The 23,751-nt window shown below is 73.4% G+C and carries 19 protein-coding genes; 13 read left to right on the forward strand and 6 right to left on the reverse strand.

From position 1 onward, the window contains the following. Window positions 1-43 precede the first annotated feature (43 nt). Window positions 44-2,251 (forward strand): NAD-dependent DNA ligase LigA, encoded by a 2,208-nt coding sequence (gene ligA, locus ACL03H_RS10655; protein WP_412810989.1) that lies wholly within the window; start codon window positions 44-46, stop codon window positions 2,249-2,251. Between the two features lie 483 nt (window positions 2,252-2,734). On the opposite strand, the gene ACL03H_RS10660 is transcribed toward ligA, so the two are convergent. Continuing rightward, window positions 2,735-3,388: an ACT domain-containing protein gene (locus ACL03H_RS10660; RefSeq protein WP_412811043.1), complete on the reverse strand. Its 654-nt coding sequence runs from the start codon at window positions 3,386-3,388 to the stop codon at window positions 2,735-2,737. 355 nt (window positions 3,389-3,743) lie between these two features. Between ACL03H_RS10660 and gatC the strand changes: the two genes are divergently transcribed. The 4 genes from gatC to gatB are packed head-to-tail and all read left to right on the forward strand — an operon-like array spanning window position 3,744 to window position 7,283. Beyond that, window positions 3,744-4,043 carry an Asp-tRNA(Asn)/Glu-tRNA(Gln) amidotransferase subunit GatC gene (gene gatC, locus ACL03H_RS10665; protein WP_412810990.1) on the forward strand — a complete coding sequence of 100 codons (300 nt, stop codon included), beginning with the start codon at window positions 3,744-3,746 and terminating at the stop codon, window positions 4,041-4,043. Beyond that, window positions 4,043-5,578: an Asp-tRNA(Asn)/Glu-tRNA(Gln) amidotransferase subunit GatA gene (gene gatA / locus ACL03H_RS10670; protein WP_412810991.1), complete on the forward strand. Its 1,536-nt coding sequence runs from the start codon at window positions 4,043-4,045 to the stop codon at window positions 5,576-5,578. The genes gatC and gatA overlap by 1 nt, the downstream gene beginning before the upstream one ends. Then, a complete protein-coding gene (locus ACL03H_RS10675) occupies window positions 5,578-5,781 on the forward strand; it encodes a hypothetical protein (protein ID WP_412810992.1) in 204 nt (67 codons plus the stop codon). Before gatA ends, ACL03H_RS10675 begins: the two co-directional genes overlap by 1 nt. After that, window positions 5,778-7,283 carry an Asp-tRNA(Asn)/Glu-tRNA(Gln) amidotransferase subunit GatB gene (gene gatB / locus ACL03H_RS10680; protein WP_412810993.1) on the forward strand — a complete coding sequence of 502 codons (1,506 nt, stop codon included), beginning with the start codon at window positions 5,778-5,780 and terminating at the stop codon, window positions 7,281-7,283. Before ACL03H_RS10675 ends, gatB begins: the two co-directional genes overlap by 4 nt. 200 nt (window positions 7,284-7,483) lie before the next feature. On the opposite strand, the gene ACL03H_RS10685 is transcribed toward gatB, so the two are convergent. Next, window positions 7,484-8,974 (reverse strand): potassium/proton antiporter, encoded by a 1,491-nt coding sequence (locus tag ACL03H_RS10685; protein WP_459561773.1) that lies wholly within the window; start codon window positions 8,972-8,974, stop codon window positions 7,484-7,486. 105 nt (window positions 8,975-9,079) lie between these two features. Further along, complete coding sequence (locus tag ACL03H_RS10690) at window positions 9,080-10,258, reverse strand: PQQ-dependent sugar dehydrogenase (RefSeq protein ID WP_412810995.1); 1,179 nt, start codon at window positions 10,256-10,258, stop codon at window positions 9,080-9,082. A gap of 387 nt (window positions 10,259-10,645) precedes the next feature. Between ACL03H_RS10690 and ACL03H_RS10695 the strand changes: the two genes are divergently transcribed. Then, entirely contained in the window at window positions 10,646-11,359 is a 714-nt protein-coding gene (locus ACL03H_RS10695; RefSeq protein ID WP_412810996.1) for a DoxX family protein, read from the forward strand. Window positions 11,360-11,452: 93 nt separating this feature from the next. Here ACL03H_RS10695 and ilvD read toward each other — a convergent pair whose 3' ends face one another. Together ilvD and ACL03H_RS10705 are read right to left on the reverse strand one after the other, a co-directional pair. Further along, window positions 11,453-13,297 carry a dihydroxy-acid dehydratase gene (gene ilvD / locus ACL03H_RS10700; RefSeq protein ID WP_412810997.1) on the reverse strand — a complete coding sequence of 615 codons (1,845 nt, stop codon included), beginning with the start codon at window positions 13,295-13,297 and terminating at the stop codon, window positions 11,453-11,455. A gap of 143 nt (window positions 13,298-13,440) precedes the next feature. Next, window positions 13,441-14,235: a PH domain-containing protein gene (locus ACL03H_RS10705; protein ID WP_412810998.1), complete on the reverse strand. Its 795-nt coding sequence runs from the start codon at window positions 14,233-14,235 to the stop codon at window positions 13,441-13,443. Window positions 14,236-14,626: 391 nt separating this feature from the next. Between ACL03H_RS10705 and ACL03H_RS10710 the strand changes: the two genes are divergently transcribed. The 3 genes from ACL03H_RS10710 (at window position 14,627) to ilvC (ending at window position 18,224) form a co-directional block, all read left to right on the forward strand. Further along, window positions 14,627-16,459: an acetolactate synthase large subunit gene (locus ACL03H_RS10710; protein ID WP_412810999.1), complete on the forward strand. Its 1,833-nt coding sequence runs from the start codon at window positions 14,627-14,629 to the stop codon at window positions 16,457-16,459. A 136-nt stretch (window positions 16,460-16,595) separates the two neighbouring features. Beyond that, window positions 16,596-17,102 (forward strand): acetolactate synthase small subunit, encoded by a 507-nt coding sequence (ilvN, locus tag ACL03H_RS10715; RefSeq protein WP_412811000.1) that lies wholly within the window; start codon window positions 16,596-16,598, stop codon window positions 17,100-17,102. A gap of 126 nt (window positions 17,103-17,228) precedes the next feature. Continuing rightward, complete coding sequence (ilvC, locus tag ACL03H_RS10720) at window positions 17,229-18,224, forward strand: ketol-acid reductoisomerase (protein ID WP_412811001.1); 996 nt, start codon at window positions 17,229-17,231, stop codon at window positions 18,222-18,224. A 116-nt stretch (window positions 18,225-18,340) separates the two neighbouring features. Here the strand turns inward: ilvC and ACL03H_RS10725 are convergent, their stop codons facing one another. After that, window positions 18,341-19,201, reverse strand: coding sequence for a LysR family transcriptional regulator (locus ACL03H_RS10725; protein ID WP_412811002.1), 861 nt, complete (start codon window positions 19,199-19,201; stop codon window positions 18,341-18,343). A gap of 68 nt (window positions 19,202-19,269) precedes the next feature. Between ACL03H_RS10725 and ACL03H_RS10730 the strand changes: the two genes are divergently transcribed. The 4 genes from ACL03H_RS10730 (at window position 19,270) to ACL03H_RS10745 (ending at window position 23,599) form a co-directional block, all read left to right on the forward strand. Further along, on the forward strand, window positions 19,270-20,247 hold the full coding sequence (locus tag ACL03H_RS10730) for an EamA family transporter (RefSeq protein WP_412811003.1): 978 nt from the start codon (window positions 19,270-19,272) through the stop codon (window positions 20,245-20,247). Window positions 20,248-20,257: 10 nt separating this feature from the next. Beyond that, the gene (locus ACL03H_RS10735) at window positions 20,258-20,518 is read left to right on the forward strand and encodes a DUF397 domain-containing protein (protein ID WP_412811004.1); all 261 of its coding nucleotides are present in this window, start codon (window positions 20,258-20,260) and stop codon (window positions 20,516-20,518) included. Between the two features lie 214 nt (window positions 20,519-20,732). Further along, a complete protein-coding gene (gene serA, locus ACL03H_RS10740; RefSeq protein ID WP_412811005.1) occupies window positions 20,733-22,322 on the forward strand; it encodes a phosphoglycerate dehydrogenase in 1,590 nt (529 codons plus the stop codon). 233 nt (window positions 22,323-22,555) lie between these two features. Beyond that, the gene (locus ACL03H_RS10745; RefSeq protein WP_412811006.1) at window positions 22,556-23,599 is read left to right on the forward strand and encodes a 3-isopropylmalate dehydrogenase; all 1,044 of its coding nucleotides are present in this window, start codon (window positions 22,556-22,558) and stop codon (window positions 23,597-23,599) included. Window positions 23,600-23,751 lie beyond the last annotated feature (152 nt).

Below are 23,751 nucleotides of genomic sequence, written 5' to 3' on the forward strand. Positions count from 1 at the left end.
TGATCCGCGCGCGCTGTCGGGGGCGCTGGTTAGGCTTCGGGGCGTGAGCAGCACGAACCGCGCCGGTGCGGCCCCCGGCGAACAGACCGAGCCCGCCCCCGCCGAACCGCCGGACGAGGAACTCCCCGGTGATCCCGCCGCCGAGCGGGCGGAGGGCGTGGAGGACGTGCCCGCCGAGGTGCGGGAGCGCTACCTGGCGCTGGCCGAGGAGGTCCGCGGCCACCAGTTCCGCTACTACGTGCTCGACTCGCCGACGATCGCCGACGCCGAGTTCGACGAGCTGTTCGCCGAACTCCAGCGCATCGAGGCCGACCACCCCGCGCTGCGCGGCCCGGACTCGCCGACCCAGGTGGTCGGCGGCACCTTCTCCACCGAGTTCACCGCCGTGGACCACCTGGAGCGGATGCTCAGCCTGGACAACGCCTTCGACACCGAGGAGTTCCGGGCCTGGGTGGACCGGGTGGAGCGGGAGGTCGGCTCCGACGCCCACTACCTGTGCGAGCTCAAGATCGACGGGTTGGCCATCAACCTGCTCTACCGGGACGGGAGGCTGGAGCGGGCGCTCACGCGCGGCGACGGGCGCACCGGTGAGGACGTGACCCTCAACGTCCGCACCATGGGGGACGTGCCGACCGAGCTGCGGGGCAGCGAGGAGTACCCGGTGCCGCACCTGGTCGAGGTGCGCGGCGAGGTGTTCTTCCGCGTCGAGGAGTTCGCCGAGCTCAACGCCGCCCTGGTCGACGCGGGCAAGTCGCCGTTCGCGAACCCGCGCAACGCCGCCGCCGGATCGCTGCGCCAGAAGGACCCGAGGGTCACCCGCAGGCGCCCGCTGCGGCTGATCTGCCACGGCCTCGGCAGGCGCGAGGGCTTCGAACCGAGCAGGCAGTCGGAGTCCTACGCCGCCCTGAAGTCCTGGGGCCTGCCGGTCTCCCGGCACACCCGGGTGCTGTCCGAGGTGGACGAGATCGTGCGGCACATCCAGTACTGGGGCGAGAACCGGGACACCGCCGAGCACGAGATCGACGGCGTGGTGGTCAAGGTCGACGAGGTCCCGCTGCAGCGCAGGCTCGGCACCACCTCGCGCGCGCCGCGCTGGTCGATCGCCTACAAGTACCCGCCGGAGCAGGCCACCACGACCCTGCGCGACATCAAGGTGAACGTCGGCCGCACCGGCCGCGTGACGCCGTACGCCGAGATGGAGCCGGTGAAGGTCGCCGGGTCCACCGTCTCGATGGCCACCCTGCACAACGCCGACGAGGTGCGGCGCAAGGGCGTGCTCATCGGGGATCGCGTGGTGATCCGCAAGGCGGGCGACGTGATCCCCGAGGTGCTGGGCCCCGTCGTCGACGTCCGCGACGGCCGGGAGCGCGAGTTCGTGATGCCGACCGAGTGCCCGGAGTGCGGCGCGACCCTGCGCAGGCAGAAGGAGGGCGACGTCGACATCCGCTGCCCGAACTCCCGCTCCTGCCCGGCGCAGCTGCGCGAGCGGCTGTTCCACCTGGCCGGGCGCGGGGCCTTCGACATCGAGGCGATGGGTTACGAGTCGGCGGTGGCGCTGCTGTCCTCCGGGGTGCTGGTCGACGAGGGCGACGTGTTCGACCTCGACGAGGACCAGCTGCTGGAGACGGACCTGTTCCGCACCAAGGAGGGCAACCTCTCCGCGAACGGCGCCAAGCTGCTCAAGAACCTGGCCGCCGCCAGGCGGAAACCGCTGTGGCGGGTGCTGGTGGCGCTGTCGATCCGGCACGTCGGCCCCACCGCGGCGCAGGCGCTGGCCCGGGAGTTCGGCTCGCTGGAGCGCATCGAGGAAGCGGCCGAGGACGACATCGCGGCCGTCGACGGGGTCGGCCCCACCATCGCCACCGCGGTCCGCGAGTGGTTCGAGGTGGACTGGCACCGCGAGGTGGTGCGCAAGTGGCGCGCGGCCGGGGTCCGGATGGCCGATGAGCGGGACGAGTCGGTGCCGCGCACGCTGGCCGGGTTGTCCGTCGTGGTCACCGGTTCGCTGGAGAGCTACTCCCGGGACGAGGCCAAGGAGTTCATCATGGCCCGCGGCGGCCGGGCGGCGGGCTCGGTCTCCAAGAAGACCGCCTTCGTCGTCGTCGGCGACGCGCCGGGCTCCAAGTACGACAAGGCCGTGCAGCTCAAGGTCCCGGTGCTGGACGAGCGGGGATTCCGGGTGCTGCTGGAGCAGGGGCCGGAGGCCGCGGCCGAGGCGGCGCTGGACACCGGCGCGGACGCGGCGGGCTGACCCCGGCGCCACCGGTCACCGGGGAGGGCGCGCCGGCGATCCGCCGGGTGCGCCCGGGCGGTCGCGCGGCGGCCGGGGAGGGCGGCCGGGGAGCTGAGTCGTCCGGACTCCTCGCCGACGAGGGTCACCTCGCCGCGGACGACGCCTGCGCGACGCGGTGACCCGGGTGTCCGGCACCGAGGTGCCGATGGCGGCCCGGGGCGCGGAGCCGCGCGCCGTCACCGCATCCGGCCGGACGAGTCGTTCGCGGCTCAGCGGCCAGCACGAGCGGGGAGTTCCGGACGGCGGCGGTGGATCCGGGAGCTGGTGCGCGACCGGGCGACCGAGCGGCCGCCGGGCGGTCCCGGGGGCCCGGACTCCACGACCGCGCTCCGGCGCCTCCGCCTGGCGCTGGGCTTCCGGCGCGAACCGCCGCTGGATCGCGGCCCGCCGGAGCGGTCCCGCGCGACCCGTCGCCGGCGCGCCGATCCGGGCGCCGCGAGATCAGCCGTCGAGGACGACCGAGACGATGCCCGCCAGGTGCGCGAGGCGGGCGACCTCGGCGGCGCGGAACATGGGGCCGCCGGGGCGTCCGGCGAGCAGCACGCGGTCCGGCTTGCCGATCGGGGTGGCGGCGAGCTCGGTTCCCAGCTCCTGCCAGGTCTCCGGCACCCAGCCCTCATCACCGTCCAGGATGGTGGCGCGCGGCAGCGGTAACCAGGGCAGTTCGAGGTAGCCCTGCTGCGGGGCGGAGGAGCTGGCGGCCAGCTGCTCGGCGCCGCCGGAGTGGTGGCCGAACACGATCGCCCAACCCGAACGAATGATCTTGGGAACGCCTTCGGCGAAGATCTGCAACCCGTTGCCCGGCTCGGCGGCGATGTCCTCGACCAGCTCCAGCTCGCGGTGGGTGTCGAGCACGCCCGCGTAGGGCCGGACCGCGTCGACCTCGACGCCGTCCACGGACTCCGCGGCGGTGATCAGGACGTCCGGCAGGCGACCCGACGGCAGTTCCACCACCAGGTCGTCGATCGCCACGTCCCCGCCACGTTCGACGACGTTGACGCTGAGGATGTCGGCGCCGATCTCGCCCAGCGCGGTGGCCACCGCGCCGAGCACGCCCGGACGGTCCGGTATCTGCACCCGGATCAGGAAGGACACCGGACTCCACGCCTCCAGCTTCGTGCGCGGCACCTCGCCGTCCGCGCTCCCCGCGCCGCACGGCCGCACGCGGAGGCCACCGTGCGCCCGGCAGGCGGGGCAAATTGTGGCAGATCCCGCAGCCTATCGGTGAGACCGGCGTTCGTGTAGTGGAATGCGCTGGAGGTTCTTCCGGTCGCCCAGCGTGACCGGCGGGGCGGCGCCCGCACCGCGGCGCGCGGGAGCCCGGCCGCGCCGGGTGACCGGACCCGCACCCACCGCGCGCGGCCCTCGTTCGCCCCCCGGACCGGCTGCGACGAGTCCGCCATAGACTGAGGGCAACCGTGATACCGGACATGACCAGGGAGCCTTCGTAGTGTCCAAGATCTCCCGCGACGAGGTCGCGCACCTCGCCGGCCTGGCCAGGCTGGCGGTCACCGAACAGGAGCTCGACACGTTCGCCGGGCAGCTCGACGTCATCCTGGAGTCGGTGGCGAGGGTGGGTGAGGTCGCCGCCGGGGACATCCCGCCGACCTCCCACGCGGTCCCGGTGACGAACGTGTTCCGCGACGACGTGGTGCGGCCCAGCCTGCCGCGCGAGGCCGCGCTCGACGGCGCGCCCGCGGCCGAGGACAACCGGTTCCGCGTGCCGCGGATCCTGAGCGAGGAGGCGTGATGACCCAGACCGCGACCGGCGGCGACCCGGCCCTGACCGGCCTGACCGCCGCGGCCCTCGCCGACCGCCTCGCCTCCGGCGAGGTGACCTCGGTGCAGGCCACCCAGGCCCACCTGGACCGCATCGCGGCCGTGGACGGCGAGGTGCACTCCTTCCTGCACGTCGACGCCGAGGGGGCGCTGGCCGCCGCCCGGAAGGCCGACGAGGACCGCGCCGCGGGCGGGGCCGCCTCGCCGCTGGCCGGGGTGCCGCTGGCGCTCAAGGACGTCTTCGCCACCAGCGACATGCCCACCACCTGCGGCTCCAAGATGCTGGAGGGCTGGCGGCCGCCGTACGACGCGACGGTGACCCGGCGGCTGCGCGAGGCGGGCGTGGTCATCCTCGGCAAGACCAACATGGACGAGTTCGCGATGGGCTCCTCCACGGAGAACTCCGCCTACGGCCCGACCCGCAACCCGTGGGACACCGGTCGCATCCCCGGCGGCTCCGGCGGCGGCTCCTCCGCCGCGCTGGCCGCGTTCGAGGCGCCGCTGGCGATCGGCACCGACACCGGCGGATCCATCCGCCAGCCGGGCGCCGTCACCGGGACGGTCGGCGTGAAGCCGACCTACGGCGGGGTGTCCCGCTACGGCCTGGTGGCGTTCTCGTCCTCGCTGGACCAGCCCGGCCCCTGCGCGCGCACGGTGCTCGACGCCGCGCTGCTGCACGAGGTGATCGCCGGGCACGACCCGATGGACTCCACCTCGATCAGCTCGCCGGTCCCGCCGGTGGTGGCCGCCGCGCGCGAGGGCGCCGCCGGTGACCTCACCGGGGTGCGGGTGGGCGTGGTCCGCGAGTTCGCCGGGGACGGCTACCAGCCGGGCGTGGAGCGCTCCTTCCGCGCCGCCGTCGAGCAGCTCGCGAAGCTGGGCGCGGAGGTCGTCGAGGTCTCCTGCCCTCACTTCGAGTACGCGATGGGCGCCTACTACCTGATCGCGCCCAGCGAGTGCTCCTCGAACCTGGCCCGGTTCGACGCGATGCGCTTCGGCCTGCGCGTCGGCGACGACGGCGACCGCAGCGCCGAGGAGGTCATGTCGCTGACCCGCGAGGCCGGGTTCGGCCCCGAGGTGAAGCGGCGCATCATGCTCGGCACCTACGCGCTGTCCTCGGGTTACTACGACGCCTACTACGGCCAGGCGCAGAAGGTGCGGACGCTGATCACCCGCGACTTCGCCGCCGCGTTCGAGCAGGTGGACGTGCTGGTTTCGCCGACGACGCCGACCACGGCGTTCGAGATCGGCGAGCGCACCGACGACCCGCTGGCCATGTACCTGGCGGACCTGTGCACCATCCCGTCGAACCTGGCGGGCAACGCCGCCATGAGCGTCCCCAGTGGACTGTCCGATGAGGACGGTCTTCCGGTGGGGTTGCAGATCATGGCCCCCGCGCTGGCCGACGACCGGCTCTACCGGGTCGGCGCGGCCTACGAGACCGCCCGCGAGGCCGCCCAGGGCGGCCCGCTGCTCGACCGTGTCCCCGCCCTGGAGGTTGCGTGATGAAGATGAGCCCGAAGATCAAGGCACTGATCCAGCTCGCGTCGGTGGTCTCCGCGGCGGTCGGGCTGCGCACGAGCCTGCGCGAGGCGCGGGCGAACGAGGACCGCCTCGCGATGGCCGACTCGATCATCACCGCGCTGGGGCTGATCACCGGCACCGCGCTGGCGATCCGCGCGCTGCGCAAGGGGGAGGACGGCAAGTGACCGCGGTCGCCGAGATCATGGACTACGAGGAGGTCCTGGAGCGGTTCGACCCGGTCCTCGGCCTCGAGGTGCACGTGGAGCTGTCCACGGCCACCAAGATGTTCTGCGGCTGCGCCAACGTGTTCGGCTCCGAGCCGAACACGCAGGTGTGCCCCGTCTGCCTGGGCCTGCCGGGCGCGCTGCCGGTCGTCAACGGCAAGGCGGTGGAGTCGGCGATCCGCATCGGGCTGGCGCTGAACTGCCAGGTCGCCGAGTGGTGCCGGTTCGCGCGGAAGAACTACTTCTACCCGGACATGCCGAAGAACTTCCAGACCTCGCAGTACGACGAGCCGATCGTCTTCGACGGTCACCTCGACGTGGTGCTCGACGACGGTGAGGTCTTCCGCGTCGACATCGAGCGGGCGCACATGGAGGAGGACACCGGCAAGTCGCTGCACGTCGGCGGTGCCACCGGCCGCATCCACGGTGCCGAGCACTCGCTGCTGGACTACAACCGGGCGGGCGTGCCGCTGGTGGAGATCGTCACCAAGCCGATCGTCGGCGCGGGGGAGCGCGCGCCCGAGGTGGCGCGGGCCTACGTGGCCGCGCTGCGCGATCTGCTGCGCTCGCTGGACGTCTCCGACGTGCGGATGGACCAGGGGTCGCTGCGCTGCGACGCCAACGTCTCGCTGATGCCGAAGGGCTCGGCGGAGTTCGGCACCCGCACCGAGACGAAGAACGTCAACTCGCTGCGCAGCGTGGAGCGCGCCGTGCGCTACGAGATGCGCAGGCACGCCGCGGTCCTCACCTCCGGCGGCGAGATCCTCCAGGAGACCCGGCACTTCGACGAGTCGACCGCGTCGACCTCGGCGGGCCGCAAGAAGGAGACCTCCGAGGACTACCGGTACTTCCCGGAGCCGGACCTGGTGCCGATCGCGCCCTCCCGGGAGTGGGTCGAGGAGCTGTCCCGCACCCTGCCGGAGCTGCCCTGGGAGCGCCGCAAGCGCGCTCAGGAGGACTGGAATCTCTCCGACGAGGAGCTGCGCGACCTGGTCAACGCCGGGGCGCTCGACCTGGTCGCGGCCACCGTGGACGCCGGGGCGCCGCCCGCCGAGGCCCGCTCCTGGTGGGTGGCCTACCTGTCGCAGCAGGCCAACACCCGGGGCGTCGAGCTCACCGGGCTGGCGATCACCCCGGCCCAGCTGGCGCGGGTGATCGCGCTGGTGACCGAGGGCAAGCTGACGAACAAGCTCGCCCGCCAGGTCGTCGACGGCGTGCTCGAGGGCCGGGGCGAGCCCGACGAGGTGGTCGCCGCGCAGGGGCTGGAGGTCGTCTCGGACGACTCGGCGCTGCAAGCGGCGATCGACGACGCGCTGGCCGCGCAGCCGGACGTGGCGGACAAGATCCGCGGCGGCAAGGTGCAGGCGGCGGGCGCCGTCGTCGGCGCGGTCATGAAGGCCACCAGGGGGAAGGCCGACGCCAAGCGCGTCCGCGAGCTCGTCCTCGCCGCCTGCGGCCAGTGATCCGGTGCGCTGCTCGTCCCGCCCGGCGGGACGGGTGGCGGAACCGCGGCGGCTTCCTCGCCGCGGGCTCCCGTTCCGCTGCGCGCGTCCGATGCGCGGCTGAGGGGGTGTCCTCGCGGGGAAGCCGCTGAGCACCCGCGGCGGTGCGGGCCGCGCCCGCTGGTCGCCGCTCAGCGGTTCCGCGCACGAGGTGGTGCTGGTCAGTCGGGGTCGCCGTACTCGCCGAACCAGTGGGCGAGGCGGCCCCTGCGGCTCACGGCGCGGAGCCTGCGCTCGGTCGCGGCGCGGGAGCGGGCGTTCGTCATGATCAGCAGCTCGTCGCCGGAGCTGAGCCGGGTGGCGGGCTCCGGCACGAACGACCGGCCGGCGCGGATGATCAGCGTGATGGCGCTCGGTTCCGGCAGCCGCAGCTCGCGCAGCATCACGTAGTGCAGCTGCGAGCCCGGCGGGACGGCCACCGTGAGCAGCTCGGCGTCCAGCACGTCCAGCGGTGCCACCTCGACCTGGATCTCCCGCGCCGCGTCCGCCCGCACCAGCCCGAGCAGGCGCGCCAGCCGCATCAGTCCCGGCCCCTGCACCAGCGTGAACACGGCGACCAGCACGAAGACCACGTTCAGCACGCGGTCGCTGCCGGGCACGCCCGCCACCACCGGGAAGGTGGCCAGCACGATCGGCACCGCGCCGCGCAGGCCCGCCCAGGACATGAACAGCTGCTCCCGCAGCGGTACCCGGAACGGCGTCAGCGCCAGCAGCACCGAGACCGGCCGCGCCACCAGCAGCAGCACCAGACCGACGAGCAGGGCGGGCAGCAGTTCCGGCACCAGCTCGTGCGGGGTGATCAACAGGCCGAGCAGCACGAACAACCCGATCTGCGCCAGCCAGCCCAGCCCCTCCGCGAAGGAGCGCAACGAGGCCCGGTGCGGCAGGCCGGAGTTGCCCAGCACCAGGCCGGACAGGAACGCGGCCAGGAACCCGGACCCGCCCAGCGCTCCCGCCGCGGCGAACGCGACCACGCCGAACCCGAACATCGCCAGCGGGTACAGGCCGGAGGCGGGCAGGTCGATCCGGCGCAGCAGCCACACCCCGCAGCGGCCCAGCAGGAGCCCGGAGACCGTGCCGACCGCGAGCTGGTAGAGCACGTCGCCGGTCAGCTCCCACGGATCGAACTCCAGCGGGACCGAGCTGAACAGCAGCACCAGGATCACGGTCGGCGCGTCGTTGAGCCCGGACTCCGCCTCCAGCATCCCGGCCACCCGCCGGGGCAGCGGGAGGGTGCGCAGCACGGAGAAGACCGCCGCCGCGTCCGTGGAGGACACGATCGCGCCGAGCAGCAGCGCCGCCTGCCACGGCAGCCCGATGAGCAGGTGCGCGCCCGCGGCGGTCACGGCCACGCTCACCGCCACCCCGAGCGTCGCCAGCACCCCGCTGGGCGCCAGCAGCGGGCGCACGTCGGCCCAGCGCGTGGTGAGCCCGCCCTCGACGAGGATCACCGCCAGCGCGGCCGTGCCGAGGTTCTGCGCGAGCTGGGCGTCGTCGAAGCGCAACCCGAGCCCGTCCTCGCCGATCGCCACGCCCACCGCGAGGAACAGCAGCAGCGCGGGCAGCCCGAACCGGGTGGCGGCGCGGATCGCGACGATGCCGGCCAGCAGCACCAGCCCGCCCGCCAGCAGCGCCGCGTAGAGCTGCGGCAGCGTCATTCCCATCCCCCCGGCCGCCGGGACGCCCGGCGGCGCGTCCTCAGTGGACCACGCAGGGGCCGCCGGCGTCGTCCGGCGCGCGCGAGCAGCGGGGGGAGCTCAGTCCTTGCCGCTCTCGCCCGAGGGCGGTTCGATGCGCAGCACGCGGTCGTCGCTGGGGACCGGGACGCCGCCCGCCTTGTTCGCCGTGCCCAGCCACAGCAGGCCGTCCGGGCCTCGGGAGGCGGCGGAGAAGCGGCCGTAGGTGCCCTCCATGACCTTGGAGGGCTGGCCGGTGAAGCCGCCGCCCGGGCCGGGGCTGAGCGAGTACAGCGCGGCCGCGTCGGTCAGCGCCACCACCACCGCGGTCCCGCTCGCCGCGCAGCCCGACACCCCGGGCCGGTCCGGCCAGCTCCAGGCCGGGCCGCCGAGCGTCCCGCCGAACTCCAGCCGGTGCAGCGCGTCCCGGTCGCCGCCGCGATCGGTGAGCCAGTAACCGCCGGTGCCGACGGCACCGCACAACCCGCCGGGGTCCGACACGCCCGACACCACCACCCGCGAGGACGGGTCCGGGTTGCCCGGCGCCGGCGCGCCGAAGCCGTCGATGCGCAGCACCTTGCCCGCCAGCGAACCCGGATCGGCCGCGCCGGAGCGGCTCCCGGCGTCGCCGGTGGCGACCAGCAGCGCGCCCCGGCCGTCGTCGAGCAGCGCTCCCGCGTTGCCGGAGCCGCCCTTCGGGATGCCGGTGAGCACCGGTTTCGGGTTGTCGCCCGGCGCGATCCGCAGCACCCGGTTCTCACCCGAGGTGCTCGCGTAGGCGTAGACGAGCTCGTCCTCCTGGTAGCTAGGGGAGAGCGCGAGCCCGGTGAGCCCGCCCCCGGCGGAGGCGTCCACGGAGATGCGGGCGATCTCCACCGGATCGGCGCCCTGCTCGACCCGCAGGATCCGGCCGGTGGTGCGCTCGCCGACGAGCGCGCCCTGCCCGTCGGGCAGCACCGCGATGGCGCCGACCGGGTCCAGGCAGGTCGCCACGACCGCCGGGTCCGGGTCGACGCAGCCGACCGGTCGCGTCGGCGGCTGCTCCGTCGGCTGACCCGGCTCGGGCGGGGGCGGCGGCGGTTGCTCGACGGACGGCTGCGGCCCGGCCTGCGGCTCCAGCGAGGGCTGGTCGCGCCACGCCCCGGGGTGCTCGTCCGGGAACTGCGCGCAGCCGCTGAGCACCAGCGCCCCGGCGGCCAGCAGCGCCCCCGCCCGCGCGCGCGGGCGCCGGGGGAGTCGGGTGCTGCGGTGGGCTGCCACGCGGCGAGCCTAGCGGCCGTGCCGTGAACCTCCGGTGAGCACCCGAACGGCCGCCCGGCGGTGTCGCCGCGCGGACGGCGGGGCGCGCGGACCGGCCTCCGCGTTCGGTCGTCGGCGACCGAATGCAGCAATTCCGGGTGAGCCACGGGCCGGGCACCGGGACGCGGGCGGCGCCGCGGTTCGCGGCCGAGCGCGGTCCCGAACCGCTCCCGCCTCGCGATCCCGCGTCCGGTGCCTGCGCAAACGATGAATTCGCGGCTCGTTCGGGGGAGAACCGGAGCGTTCTGCCGAATGCCGGAACGGCGAGATCTCCGGCGAACAGGGGGAAGAAGACCTTCACTCGAAAGGGTCGCTTCCCCGGTGTGCGATGCCTTAGCCTTCACCGCCGTGACCAATCACGACGACCGCCCGGGCAGCGCGAGCGGAAACCGCGACGACCGCGCGCGACGCGGCGGCAACGAGCCTGCCGAGGGACCGACGGGAACCCAGGGCCTCGGCGTGCGGGACTACGACTACTACGACGACGCCGCCTACGACGCGCCCACCTCGGTGGTGGACCGCAGGGACGACTTCTACGAGGACATCGACACCCGCAAGCCGTTCGGCTGGAACGCCGGGGCCGACCTCGGCCTGCTGGCGTTGCGCCTGGTGATCGGCGGCATCTTCGCCGTTCACGGCGCGCAGAAGTTGTTCGGCGTCCTCGGCGGCCCCGGCCCGGAGACCTTCGCCCGGACCCTCTCCGAGGCCGGGTTCCAGCAGGCCTCGGTGCTCTCGCTGGTGACCGGCGGGACCGAGCTCGGGGCGGGCGTCCTGCTCGTGCTGGGCCTGTTCACCCCGCTGGCCGCCGCGGGCATCGTCGGCGTGATGGCCAGCGCCGTCGTGTCGATGAAGCTGCCCGGGCCGTTCTTCGACCAGGAGGGCGGTTACGAGTTCCAGGTCGTGATCGTCGCCGCCGCGCTGTGCCTGATGTTCGCCGGACCCGGCCGGGTCGCGCTGGACAACGGGCGGGCCTGGTTCCGGCACCCGCTGGTGACCGGGTTCAGCTGCCTGCTCATCGCGGGCGGGGCCTCGGCCGCGGTGCTGATCCTGCTGCGCTCCTGACGGAACGCGTTCCCGGCTCAGGCCCGATTCCCGGCGGGACGCGGGCGGCCCCGGACCCGCCGGGCCCGCCCGCGTCCGCTCACCGGGAACGGATCACGGGGAGACGTCGCGGACCGCGCCGTACGAGGCCGAGGTCGCCAGCCGCGCGTAGGCGCGCAGCGCGGTGCTCACCGTCCGCTGCCTGCCGACCGGCTGCCACGGGTGCTCGGAGCTCTCCATCTTGGCGCGCCGCTCGGCCAGCACGTCCGGCTCCACCAGCAGCTGCAGGCTGCGCTCCCGGACGGAGATGCGGATCTGGTCGCCGTCCTGCACCAGCCCGATCGCCCCGCGCCCGGCGGCTTCCGGGGAGATGTGGCCGATGGACAGCCCGGAGGAGCCGCCGGAGAAGCGGCCGTCGGTGATCAGCGCGCACTGCTTGCCCAGGCCGGAGCCCTTGAGGAACGCGGTCGGGTGCAGCATCTCCTGCATCCCGGGGCCGCCCGCCGGGCCCTCGTAGCGGATCACCAGCACGTCGCCCGGCTCGATCTTCTTCTGCAGGATCGCGGCGACCGCCTGCTCCTGGCTCTCCAGCACCCGCGCCGGGCCCTGGAACTCCCAGAGCTCCTCCTCGACGCCCGCCGTCTTGACGACGGCGCCCTCCTCGGCGAGGTTGCCGCGCAGCACGGCCAGGCCGCCGTCGGCGGTGTAGGCGTGCTCGAAGTCGCGGATGCAGCCGCCCGCCGCGTCCGTGTCCAGGGAGGACCAGCGGTTCTCGGTGGAGAAGGCCTGCGTGGTGCGCACCCCGCCCGGGGCCGCGTGGAACAGGTCCAGCGCCTCCTGCGACGGGGACTCGCCCCGCACGTCCCAGCGCGACAGCCACTCGGTGAGGCTGGCGCTGTGCACCGAGGAGACGTCGCGGTGCAGCAGCTCCGCGCGGTCCAGCTCGCCCATGATCGCCGAGATGCCGCCCGCCCGGTGGACGTCCTCCATGTGGTAGTCGGAGTTCGGCGCGACCTTCGACAGGCAGGGCACCTGGCGGCTGATGCGCTCGATGTCCGCGAGCTTGAAGTCGATCTCGCCCTCGCGGGCGGCGGCCAGCGTGTGCAGCACCGTGTTCGTGGAGCCGCCCATCGCCATGTCCAGGGCCATCGCGTTCTCGAAGGCCTTCTTGTTCGCCACCGAGCGCGGCAGCACGGACTCGTCGTCCTCCTGGTACCAGCGCTTCGAGATCCGCACGACGGTGCGCCCGGCCTCCTCGAACAGGGCCCGGCGGGCGGCGTGCGTGGCCAGCGTGGAGCCGTTGCCCGGCAGCGCCAGGCCCAGCGCCTCGGTGAGGCAGTTCATCGAGTTCGCGGTGAACATGCCCGAGCAGGACCCGCAGGTCGGGCAGGCCGAGCGCTCGACCTCGCTGAGCCCGTCGTCGTCGACGGCGGCGTTGGCCGAGGCGGAGATCGTGGTGATCAGGTCGGTCGGCGCCTGCGCGACGCCCTCGACGACCACGGCCTTGCCGGCCTCCATCGGCCCGCCGGAGACGAACACGGTCGGCACGTTGAGCCGCATCGCGGCGTTGAGCATCCCCGGCGTGATCTTGTCGCAGTTCGAGATGCACACCAGCGCGTCGGCCTGGTGCGCGTTGACCATGTACTCCACCGAGTCCGAGATGATCTCGCGCGAGGGCAGCGAGTAGAGCATCCCGCTGTGGCCCATCGCGATGCCGTCGTCCACCGCGATCGTGTGGAACTCCCGGGGGACGCCACCGGTCTCGCGGATCGTCTCGGCCACCACGTCGCCGAGATCGCGGAGGTGCACGTGACCGGGCACGAACTGGGTGTAGGAGTTGGCGATGGCCACGATCGGCTTGCCGAAGTCGTCGTCGGTCATGCCGGTGGCACGCCACAGCGAACGGGCGCCTGCGGCGTTCCGTCCGTGCGTGGTGGTGCGGGAGCGCAGCTGGGGCATGGTCCTTCTCGATCTCTCGCTGGAGTCCGCGCCGGGCGCGGCGGACTGCGTCCACCTCGTGAGTGGGGGACGTGTGCGGTGCCCCCGACGCTACTCCTGCCCGCCCGCGTCCGGCCCGACCGGTGCGAGGTCCCCGGCTCGGATCAGCTCTCGGGGCGCGCGGTGCCGCCGTCCTGACCGGGCTCGTCGGGGGACTCCCCAGCCGCCGCGTCCTCGGACCCGTCCCGCGCCGCCGGGTCGCCCTCGGCCGGGGCCGCGGCGTCCTCGGCCCGCTCCGGGGACCCGGTGTCCTCGGCCCGCTCCGGGGCCGGGGCGGCCTTCGGGTCGGGCAGCCTGCCGCCGCTGAGCTCGGCGAGCCGGGGCACGTCGCGCACCCGGATCGCGGGCAGCACGACCTCGGCTCCCGAGACGAGCACCGCCCGCGCCCAGCGCTTCTCGTCGAGCCGGATCGAGGCCAGCTCGTCCCAGCCGAAGGAGCGCCGCCGGAACAGGCCCCGAGCGGTGATCCGCTCGGCCGTGACCGAGGTCTGCGGGCGCACGATCGCGAAGGTCAGCGCGGCCGGGAGGAGGTAGGTGGGCAGCAGCAGCGGGAACGGCTGGGCGAACGCGATGGGCGTCACGCCGATCGCCACCCCCAGCACGGCCAGCAGCGCGGTGCGGGTGAGGCGGAAGGTGAGCGACTTCGGCAGCTCCTTCGCCCGGCCCGCGGCCCCGGGCGCGCCGGCGGGAGCGGGGGCGGCGGTCTCCGGCGCCGGGCTTCCCGCGGCGTCCGCCCCGGCGGCGTCTCCCGGCTCCTCGCGGGTCGCCGTGCCGGTGCTGCCGTTCTCCTCGCCGGTGCTCACGTCGCGGGTCCCCTCTGCGTCGGCGCGTTCCGAGACCGCCGGGTCCGCGTCCCGGTCCTCGGGACGTCCGCCGGACTCGGGCGGGTGCTCGCTCATCCTCCGATGCTCTCACCCGCGAGAACGCGACCCGCAGCGTGCCGCCGCCCCGCGCCGCGCCGAGAGCGACGTACGCCACACCGCGTTCCGCCGAATGCGCCGGTGATCGCCCTGAGCTGCGCCGACGTCAACCGGAGGGGTGCGCCTGGAGTCCCGGGAGTGTCCATCATCCGGGAAATTCATCCCGCATGGTTTGACCGCGCGGTGTCGGCGGCGTTAACGTCCAGGTCATGCTGCGACTGAACGACATCCTCGTACTTCCCCGGCGCGTCGACGCCTGAGGAAGTCCCGCAGCGTCGACGCGCTCACCCTCGTACGGTCCGCAATGACCGGCGGGGGTTTTTTCGTGCCCAGCTCACCGGCCACCACCGTTCCGACAGAGGCGAACTCGATGACCAGCGCCCACACCAGGCAGAGCCCGGTCCCGGCACCCCCGCCGGGACACCGTCCCAAGCCCGCCCCGCCGCACGACGCCCCGGTGCAGGTCACCGGCGCGCAGTCGCTCGTCCGGTCGCTGGAGTCGGTCGGCGCCGAGATCGTCTTCGGCATCCCGGGCGGGACGATCCTGCCCTCGTACGACCCGCTGCTGGACTCCACGAAGGTCCGGCACGTCCTGGTCCGCCACGAGCAGGGCGGCGGGCACGCGGCCACCGGTTACGCGCAGGCCACCGGCAAGGTCGGCGTCTGCATGGCGACCTCCGGCCCCGGCGCGACGAACCTCGTCACCGCGCTGGCCGACGCGCACATGGACTCCGTCCCGATCGTCGCGATCACCGGCCAGCAGGCCACCAACCTGATCGGCACCGACGCCTTCCAGGAAGCCGACATCTGCGGCATCACGCTGCCGATCACCAAGCACAACTTCCTGGTCACCAAGGCCGAGGACATCCCGCGCACCATCGCCGAGGCGTTCTACATCGCCGCTTCGGGTCGTCCCGGGCCGGTCCTGGTCGACATCCCGAAGGACGTGCAGAACGCGACGACCACGTTCTCCTGGCCGCCGGAGATGAAGCTGCCGGGTTACCGGCCGACCAGCAAGCCGCACGGCAAGCAGGTCCGCGAGGCGGCGAAGCTGATCACCGCTGCCCAGCGGCCGGTGCTCTACGTGGGTGGTGGCGTGCTCAAGGCCGAGGCGACCGAGCAGCTGCGCGCCCTCGCGGAGAACACCGGCATCCCGGTCGTCACCACGCTGATGGCGCGCGGCGCCTTCCCCGACTCGCACCCGCTGCACCTGGGAATGCCCGGGATGCACGGCACGGTCTCGGCGGTCGCGGCGATGCAGCGCTCCGACCTGCTGATCACCCTCGGCGCCCGGTTCGACGACCGCGTCACCGGCCAGCTGTCCTCCTTCGCCGCCGACGCGAAGGTCGTGCACGCCGACATCGACCCGGCGGAGATCTCCAAGAACCGCACCGCGGACGTCCCGATCGTGGGCGACTGCAAGGAGGTCATCGCTGAGCTGATCGACGCCGTGGCCACCGCCACCGCGGACGGCGGCACCGCCGACCTCACGCCGTGGTGGTCCCAGCTGAGCAGCTGGCGGGAGACCTTCCCGCTGGGCTACGAGTGGCCCGCGGACGGCACCCTCTCGCCGGAGTACGTCATCGAGCGGCTCGGCGCGATCGCCGGACCGGACGCGGTCTACTGCGCGGGCGTCGGCCAGCACCAGATGTGGGCCGCCCAGTTCGTGAAGTACGAGAAGCCGCGGACCTGGCTCAACTCGGGCGGCCTCGGCACCATGGGCTACGCGGTGCCCGCCGCGATGGGCGCCAAGGCCGGGATGCCGGAGAGCACGGTCTGGGCCATCGACGGCGACGGCTGCTTCCAGATGACCAACCAGGAACTCGCGACCTGCGCGATCGAGGGACTGCCCATCAAGGTGGCCGTCATCAACAACGGCAACCTGGGTATGGTCCGGCAGTGGCAGAGCCTCTTCTACGCCGAGCGCTACTCACACAGTGACCTCGGCACCCACAAGCACCGCATCCCCGACTTCAAGCTGCTCGCCGAGGCGCTGGGCTGCGCGGGCCTGCGGTGCGAGTCCCGGGAGGACGTCGACAGCGTCATCCAGCGGGCCATGGAGATCGACGACCGACCCGTCGTGATCGACTTCGTGGTGGGCGAGGACGCGCAGGTGTGGCCGATGGTGGCCGCGGGCACCGGCAACGACGAGATCATGGCGGCACGCGGCATTCGCCCGCTGTTCGAGGAGGACGAAGGATGATCAGCCCTGTTCTCGCGGTGGGCCTGGTCCACCGCACCGCAGGGGGCCGTGCCGCGAGCCAGCCGCGATCAGTCCGGGCGCGGGCGACCGAGCGGGACACGACCCCATCCACGACTCGCGGAGAGGCGGGACTGCCATGAGCCGACACACGCTCAGCGTGCTGGTGGAGAACGTCCCGGGCGCGCTGGCCCGCGTCTCGGGGTTGTTCTCGCGCCGCAGCTTCAACATCGAGTCGCTGGCCGTGGGGCCGACCGAGCACCCGGAGATCTCCCGGATGACGATCGTCGTCGCCGTCAGCGACCAGCCCCTCGAACAGGTCACCAAGCAGCTCAACAAGCTGGTCAACGTGATCAAGATCGTGGAGCTGGAACCGGACGCCGCCGTGCAGCGCGAGCTGCTGCTGGTGAAGGTCCGCGCGGACGCCTCGGTGCGCAGTCAGGTGCTGGAGACCGTCCAGCTGTTCCGGGCCAAGGTCGTCGACGTCTCCCCGGAGGCGCTGACGGTCGAGGCCACCGGCGACGGCGAGAAGCTCAACGCCCTGCTGCGGATGCTGGAGCCCTACGGTATCCGGGAGATGGTGCAGTCCGGGGCCATCGCCATCGGGCGCGGCCCCCGCTCCATCACCGCCACCGCGGTCCGCTGATCCGGCGCCCCGGCAGCGCCGCCGGGGACGCGCTCCGGCCGAGGCGGGGACCCGCGGCCGGTCCCGCCCGGCCCGGGTCGCCGGGGAAACAAGTCAAGAAGTCCCGAAAGGAACACGGAACCCATCATGGCAACTGAGATCTTCTACGACGCCGACGCCGACCTGAGCATCGTCCAGGGCCGCAAGGTCGCGATCATCGGCTACGGCAGCCAGGGCCACGCCCACGCGCTGAGCCTGCGCGACTCCGGGGTGGACGTGCGCATCGGCCTGCCCGAGTCGTCGAAGTCCCGCGCCAAGGCCGAGGAGGAGGGCCTGCGCGTGCTGACCCCGGCCGAGGCCTCCGCCGAAGCCGACCTGATCATGATCCTGGCGCCCGACACCAAGCAGCGCGAGATCTACGCCAACGACGTCGCGCCGAACCTCAAGAGCGGCGACGCGATCTTCTTCGGGCACGGCTTCAACATCCGCTACGGCCTGATCCAGCCGCCGTCGGACGTCGACGTCGCGATGGTCGCCCCGAAGGGCCCGGGTCACCTGGTCCGCCGCCAGTTCGTCGACGGCAAGGGCGTGCCGTGCCTGATCGCCATCGAGCAGGACGCCTCCGGCAGCGCGCAGGCGCTGGCGCTGTCCTACGCCGCGGGCATCGGCGGGGCGCGCGCGGGCGTCATCAAGACCACCTTCAAGGAGGAGACCGAGACCGACCTGTTCGGTGAGCAGGCCGTCCTCTGCGGTGGTGCCAGCGCCCTGGTGCAGACCGGGTTCGAGGTGCTCGTCGAGGCCGGTTACCAGCCGGAGATCGCCTACTTCGAGGTGCTGCACGAGCTCAAGCTGATCGTGGACCTGATGTGGGAGGGCGGCATCGCCGGGCAGCGCTACTCCTGCTCGGACACCGCCGAGTACGGCGACCTGACCCGCGGGCCGCGCGTCATCGACGCCCACGTCAAGGAGTCCATGCAGAAGATCCTGGGCGAGATCCAGGACGGCACCTTCGCGAAGGAGTGGGTGGCCGAGGACGAGGCGGGCCGCCCGAACTTCACCAAGCTCCAGCAGGCCGGCAACGACCACCAGATCGAAGAGGTCGGCAAGAAGCTGCGCGCCCTGATGTCCTGGACGAACAAGTGATCACGCACGCGTGAGCTGACTTCCCGCCGCGCCGCCTGATCGGCGGTGCGGTGCGGTCGGAAGGCCCGGCGGTCCTCACGAGGGAACGCCGGGCCTTCGGCGTGCCCGGGGCGGGTTCAGCGCTCCGGTTCCCGGTAGAGCTCGGTCAGCAGCTCCACGGCGGTCTCCGTGGCCGGGTGCGGGTCGTGGCGGCGCCAGACGAGGTGCACCGGCACCGGGTCGGCGTCCCGCACCGGCCGGTAGGTGATCCCGTCGCGGCGGTACTGCGTCGTCGTGCCGTGCGGCGTGATCCCCACGCAGCGCCCGGTGGCGATGGCCGCGAGCCAGTCATCGATGTCCCTGGTGCGCTCCAGCTCGGGGCCCTCGCCCGGCGCCCACAGCTCGGCGGTGGTGGTCCCGGTGCGCCGGTCCACCACCAGCACCCGCTCGCGCACCTCCGCGAGCGACACCGAGCGCCGCCGCGCCCACGGATCGTCGGTGGCCAGCGCGCAGTAGCGGCGCTCGTGGCCGACGATCGCGCTCTCGTAGCGCCGGGAGTCGAAGCCGACCCGGACCACGGCCAGGTCGCAGGCGCCCTCGGCGAGCCCGCCGGTCTGGGTGGCGGTGCGGATCAGGTGCAGCTCGACGTCCGGCTGCCGCCGGGCCCAGCGGCGCTGGAACTCCTTGGTGTGGCGGCCCATCGCGGACCAGGCGTGCCCGATGCGCAGCCGGGTGTGCCCGGTGGTCACCTCCCGCACCAGGTCCTCCGCCTCGGCGAGCAGGTGCCGCGCGCGGGCGAGCACCTGCACGCCCGCCGTCGTGGGGGCGATGTTCCGGCTGGTGCGGTGCAGCAACCGCGCGCCCAGCGCCCGCTCCAGCGAGAGCAGGGTGCGCGAGACCGCCGCCTGCGAGCAGCCCAGCTCGATCGCGGCGTCGGTGAACGTTCCGCTGTCCACGATCGCGACCAGGCACCGCAGGTGCCGCAGCTCCAGTTCCATGACCACAGCGTATGGATGGTCGGGCCGGTGCATTTTGCGGTGCTGGTCCGCGGGGCGATTCTCGTGCCATGACAACGCGAATCGAGGACGTGACCGTCGACACCGCCCGGCGCGGAACCGCACCGGGCGGTCGCGCGACCGGCGTGGCGCTGATGCTCGGCGGCGGTCTGTCCAACCAGGTCGGTGCCGCGCTCGGCGCGCTGGCGTTCCCCGTGCTCGGGCCGGCCGGGGTGGTCGCGGTGCGGCAGTGGGTCGCGGGGGCGGTGCTGCTCGCGGTCGGGCGGCCTCCCTGGCGCGCGCTGACCGCCCGGCAGTGGCGGCCGGTGCTGGGCCTGGCGGCGGTGTTCGCCACCATGAACCTCTCGCTGTACTCCGCGATCGACCGGATCGGCCTCGGTCTCGCGGTCACGCTGGAGTTCCTCGGGCCGCTGGCGGTGGCCCTGGCCGGTTCGCGGCGCGCGCTCGACCTCGGGTGCGCGCTGGTGGCGCTCGGGGCCGTCGGGGTCCTGGCCCGGCCGCAGCCCAGCACCGACTACCTCGGCATCGGCCTGGCCCTGCTGGCCGCGCTGTGCTGGGGCAGTTACGTGCTGCTCAACCGCGCGGTGGGTAGCCGGGTGCCCGGCGTGCAGGGCTCCGCCGCGGCCGCCGGGGTCTCGGCGCTGCTGTACCTGCCGATCGGTGCGGTGGTGCTCTGGCAGCACCCGCCGCACCCGGCCGCCCTCGGCCTGGCGGTCGCCGCCGGGGTGCTGTCCTCGGTGGTCCCGTTCCTCGGCGACCTGCTGGCGCTGCGCAGGGTGCCCGCGCACGTGTTCGGGGTGTTCATGAGCGTGAACCCCGTGCTCGCCGCGCTGGTCGGGCTCGTGGTGCTGGGCCAGCCGCTAGGCTGGCCGGAGTGGACGGCGATCGGGGCGATCGTGGCCGCGAACGCGGTCGCGGTGCTCACCACCCGGGCAGCGGCCGGGAAACCGCCCGGGCGCGGGATCCGCGCAGGCACCCGGCCCGCAACACCCGTTCACGCGATCGAGGAGTCGGCCGGACGGCGGTAGGGTGCCCGGCGTGAGCGAAGAGACCCGCACGACAGTGGACGAACCGGTGGACGACAAGGCGCACATCCGGCACAAGCTGGACTTCACCGACGCGGAGTGGATCACCAGCACCGAGGACGACGACGAGCCCGGCGTGGAGATCGCGTTCGTCGACGGTTACATCGGGATGCGCAACGGCGCGGAGCCCGACGGCCCGGTCCTCGTGTTCACGCCCGAGGAGTGGGACGCCTTCGTCGCCGGGGCCAAGGACGGCGAGTTCGACGAGCCGTGATCGCCCGCCGCGCGAACGGCGCGGCGAGCGAGTCGAACGCCCTCACCGTCCGGCCCGGTGGACCTCCGCGCCCCGGGCACCGGACGGCTCGGCGGGGCTTGGGATGCATCACACCCTTGTGAACGCGTTCTCAATCTCCCGTTAAACTGCCTGATCGTCCGGGCACGACGCTGTGCCCAGCTACGACCGTGATCCCTCTCAATGGAGCGCGCCCGTGACCAACCGTCCTGTCGTCCTGATCGCTGAGAAGCTGGCCCCCTCCGTCCTCGACGCGCTCGGAGAAGAGGTCGAGATCCGCCACGTCGACGGCACGGACCGGCCAGCGCTGCTCGCGGCCGTCGCCGACGCGGACGCGCTGCTGGTCCGCTCCGCGACCAAGGTGGACGCCGAGGTGCTGTCGGCGACGAACAAGCTCAAGGTCGTCGCCCGGGCCGGGGTCGGCCTGGACAACGTCGAGGTGCCCGCCGCCACCGAGCGCGGCGTGATGGTCGTCAACGCGCCCACCTCCAACATCGTCTCCGCCGCCGAGCACGCCATGGCGCTGCTGCTGGCGGTGGCCCGCAACGTCGCCGCCGCGGACGCGAGCCTGCGCGCCGGGGAGTGGAAGCGCAGCTCCTTCAGCGGCGTCGAGCTCAACGGCAAGACCGTCGGCGTCGTCGGCCTCGGCAAGATCGGCCAGCTGTTCGCGCAGCGCGTCGCGGCCTTCGGCACCAAGCTCATCGCCTACGACCCCTACGTCTCGGCCGCGCGCGCCGCGCAGCTGGGCATCGAGCTGGTCAGCCTGGAGGACCTGCTCGCCCGCGCCGACGCGATCTCCATCCACCTGCCCAAGACGGCCGAGACGCTGGGCCTGATCGGTTCGGAGGAGCTCAAGAAGGCCAAGCCCGGGATGCTCGTCGTCAACGCCGCCCGCGGCGGTCTCATCGACGAGGAGGCGCTCGCCGAGGCGATCCGCGGCGGGCACATCGGCGGCGCGGGCATCGACGTCTACAAGTCCGAGCCCACCACCTCCAGCCCGCTGTTCGAGCTGGCCAACGTCGTGGCCACCCCGCACCTGGGCGCCTCCACGGCCGAGGCCCAGGACCGCGCGGGCACCGACGTCGCCCGCTCCGTGCTGCTGGCGCTGCGCGGCGACTTCGTGCCGGACGCGGTGAACGTGCAGGGCGGTGCCGTCGGCGAGGAGGTGCGCCCGTACCTGTCGCTGACCCAGAAGCTCGGTCACCTGCTGGCCGCCGTGCTGGGCAGCACCCCCACCTCGGTGACCGTGGAGGCGCGCGGCGAGCTCGCCTCCGAGGACGTGTCGGTCCTGCAGCTGGCCGCGCTGCGCGGGGTGTTCGCCGGGGCCGTGGACAACCAGGTCACCTTCGTCAACGCCCCGCAGCTGGCCGAGGACCTCGGGGTCGGCGTCGAGGTGAAGACGACCTCGGAGAGCCCGAACCACCGCAGCGTCGTCTCGCTGCGGGCCGCGCTCGCCGACGGCCGCTCCGCGGTCGTCTCGGGCGCGCTGTCGGGCACCGACCTCGTCGAGAAGCTGATCGAGGTCAACGGTCGCCACTTCGACCTGCGCGCCGAGGGCAGCGTCCTGCTGCTGGAGTACCCGGACCGCCCGGGCGTGATGGGCACCGTCGGCACCCTGCTGGGCGAGGTCGGCGTGAACGTCGAGGCCGCCACGGTCAGCCAGACCAAGGAGCGCTCCGACGCGATCATGCTGCTCCGGGTGGACCGCCCGGTCGAGGCGGGCGTGCTGGAGCCGATCGGCGCCGCCGTCGGCGCCCGCACGGTGCGCACCGTCGACTTCGAGTGAGTTCGGCGCCTGGTCGAGGCGCCGCGACAGGGCCGGAAAGGGGCCGTCCGCACTCCTGCGGGCGGCCCCTCCTGACGCCGGGCTCATCGGTCTCACTCGTTCGGGTGTCCCGCCAACCGGGACGCCTCGACCACTTGGTGGGTGCGGCGTGCCTGTCCGCGCGGGCTTGCCGGTAGCCTTCGGCGCAACAGTTCGAGCCCCGCAGGTCGGGGTGGTACTCGGGAGGTGTGTACATGCGGCTCGCTGTGATCCCCGGTGACGGGATCGGGCCGGAGGTGGTGGCCGAGGCGCTCAAGGTCCTCGGTGAGGTCGTTCCCGATACCGAGATCACCCGATACGACCTGGGAGCCGCCCGCTGGCACGCGACCGGTGAGCTGCTGCCCGAGTCGGTGCTCACCGAGCTGCGCCAGCACGACGCGATCCTGCTCGGCGCGGTCGGCGACCCCTCGGTGCCCAGCGGAATCCTCGAACGGGGGCTGCTGCTGCGGTTGCGCTTCGAGCTCGACCACCACGTGAACCTGCGCCCCGCCCGGCTGTACCCCGGGGTCAAGAGCCCCGTCGTCGACCCGGGTGAGATCGACATGGTTGTGGTCCGGGAGGGCACCGAAGGCCCGTACGCCGGCAACGGCGGCCTGCTGCGCAAGGACACCACGCACGAGATCGCCACCGAGGTCAGCCTCAACACGGCGTTCGGCGTGGAGCGGGTCGTGCGGGACGCCTTCGCCCGCGCCGCCTCCCGGCCGCGCAAGCACCTCACGCTGGTGCACAAGACGAACGTGCTCACCCACGCCGGTTCCCTGTGGTCCCGCGTGGTGGAGGAGGTCTCGCTCCAGCACCCCGACGTCACGGTCGCCTACCAGCACGTGGACGCCACGACGATCCACCTGGTCACCGACCCGGGCCGCTTCGACGTGATCGTCACGGACAACCTGTTCGGCGACATCATCACCGACCTGGCCGGCGCGGTCACCGGTGGCATCGGGCTGGCCGCCAGCGGCAACATCGACGCCACCCGCCGGAACCCGAGCATGTTCGAGCCGGTGCACGGCAGCGCCCCGGACATCGCCGGGCACGGCTCGGCGGACCCGACTGCCGCGGTGCTGTCGGTCGCGCTGCTGCTCGACCACGTCGGGCAGACCGAGGCGGCGCGCCGCGTGGAGGCCTCGGTGGCCTTCGACCTGGCGACCCGCGACCACGCGGCGCCGGGCGCGACCTTCGCGGTCGGCGATCGCCTCGCTGCGCTGGTCTCCTCCCGCGAGGTGGCCCAGCAGGCCTGATCTCCCGAGATCCACGACGGGCGTCTCCCCGGTCCGGGGAGGCGCCCGTTCGCGTCCTCCCGGGCCGGGCCCACCGGACAGGCGGGCAGCGTCGCGGAACCGTCCCGGATCGTGGGAGGGCCGGTCCGGGTGGTGGTGGGTGCGCGCGTTGT

The sequence above is a fragment of the Saccharopolyspora antibiotica genome (assembly GCF_047200635.1).
In the GTDB taxonomy this organism is placed as follows: Bacteria; Actinomycetota; Actinomycetes; order Mycobacteriales; family Pseudonocardiaceae; genus Saccharopolyspora_C.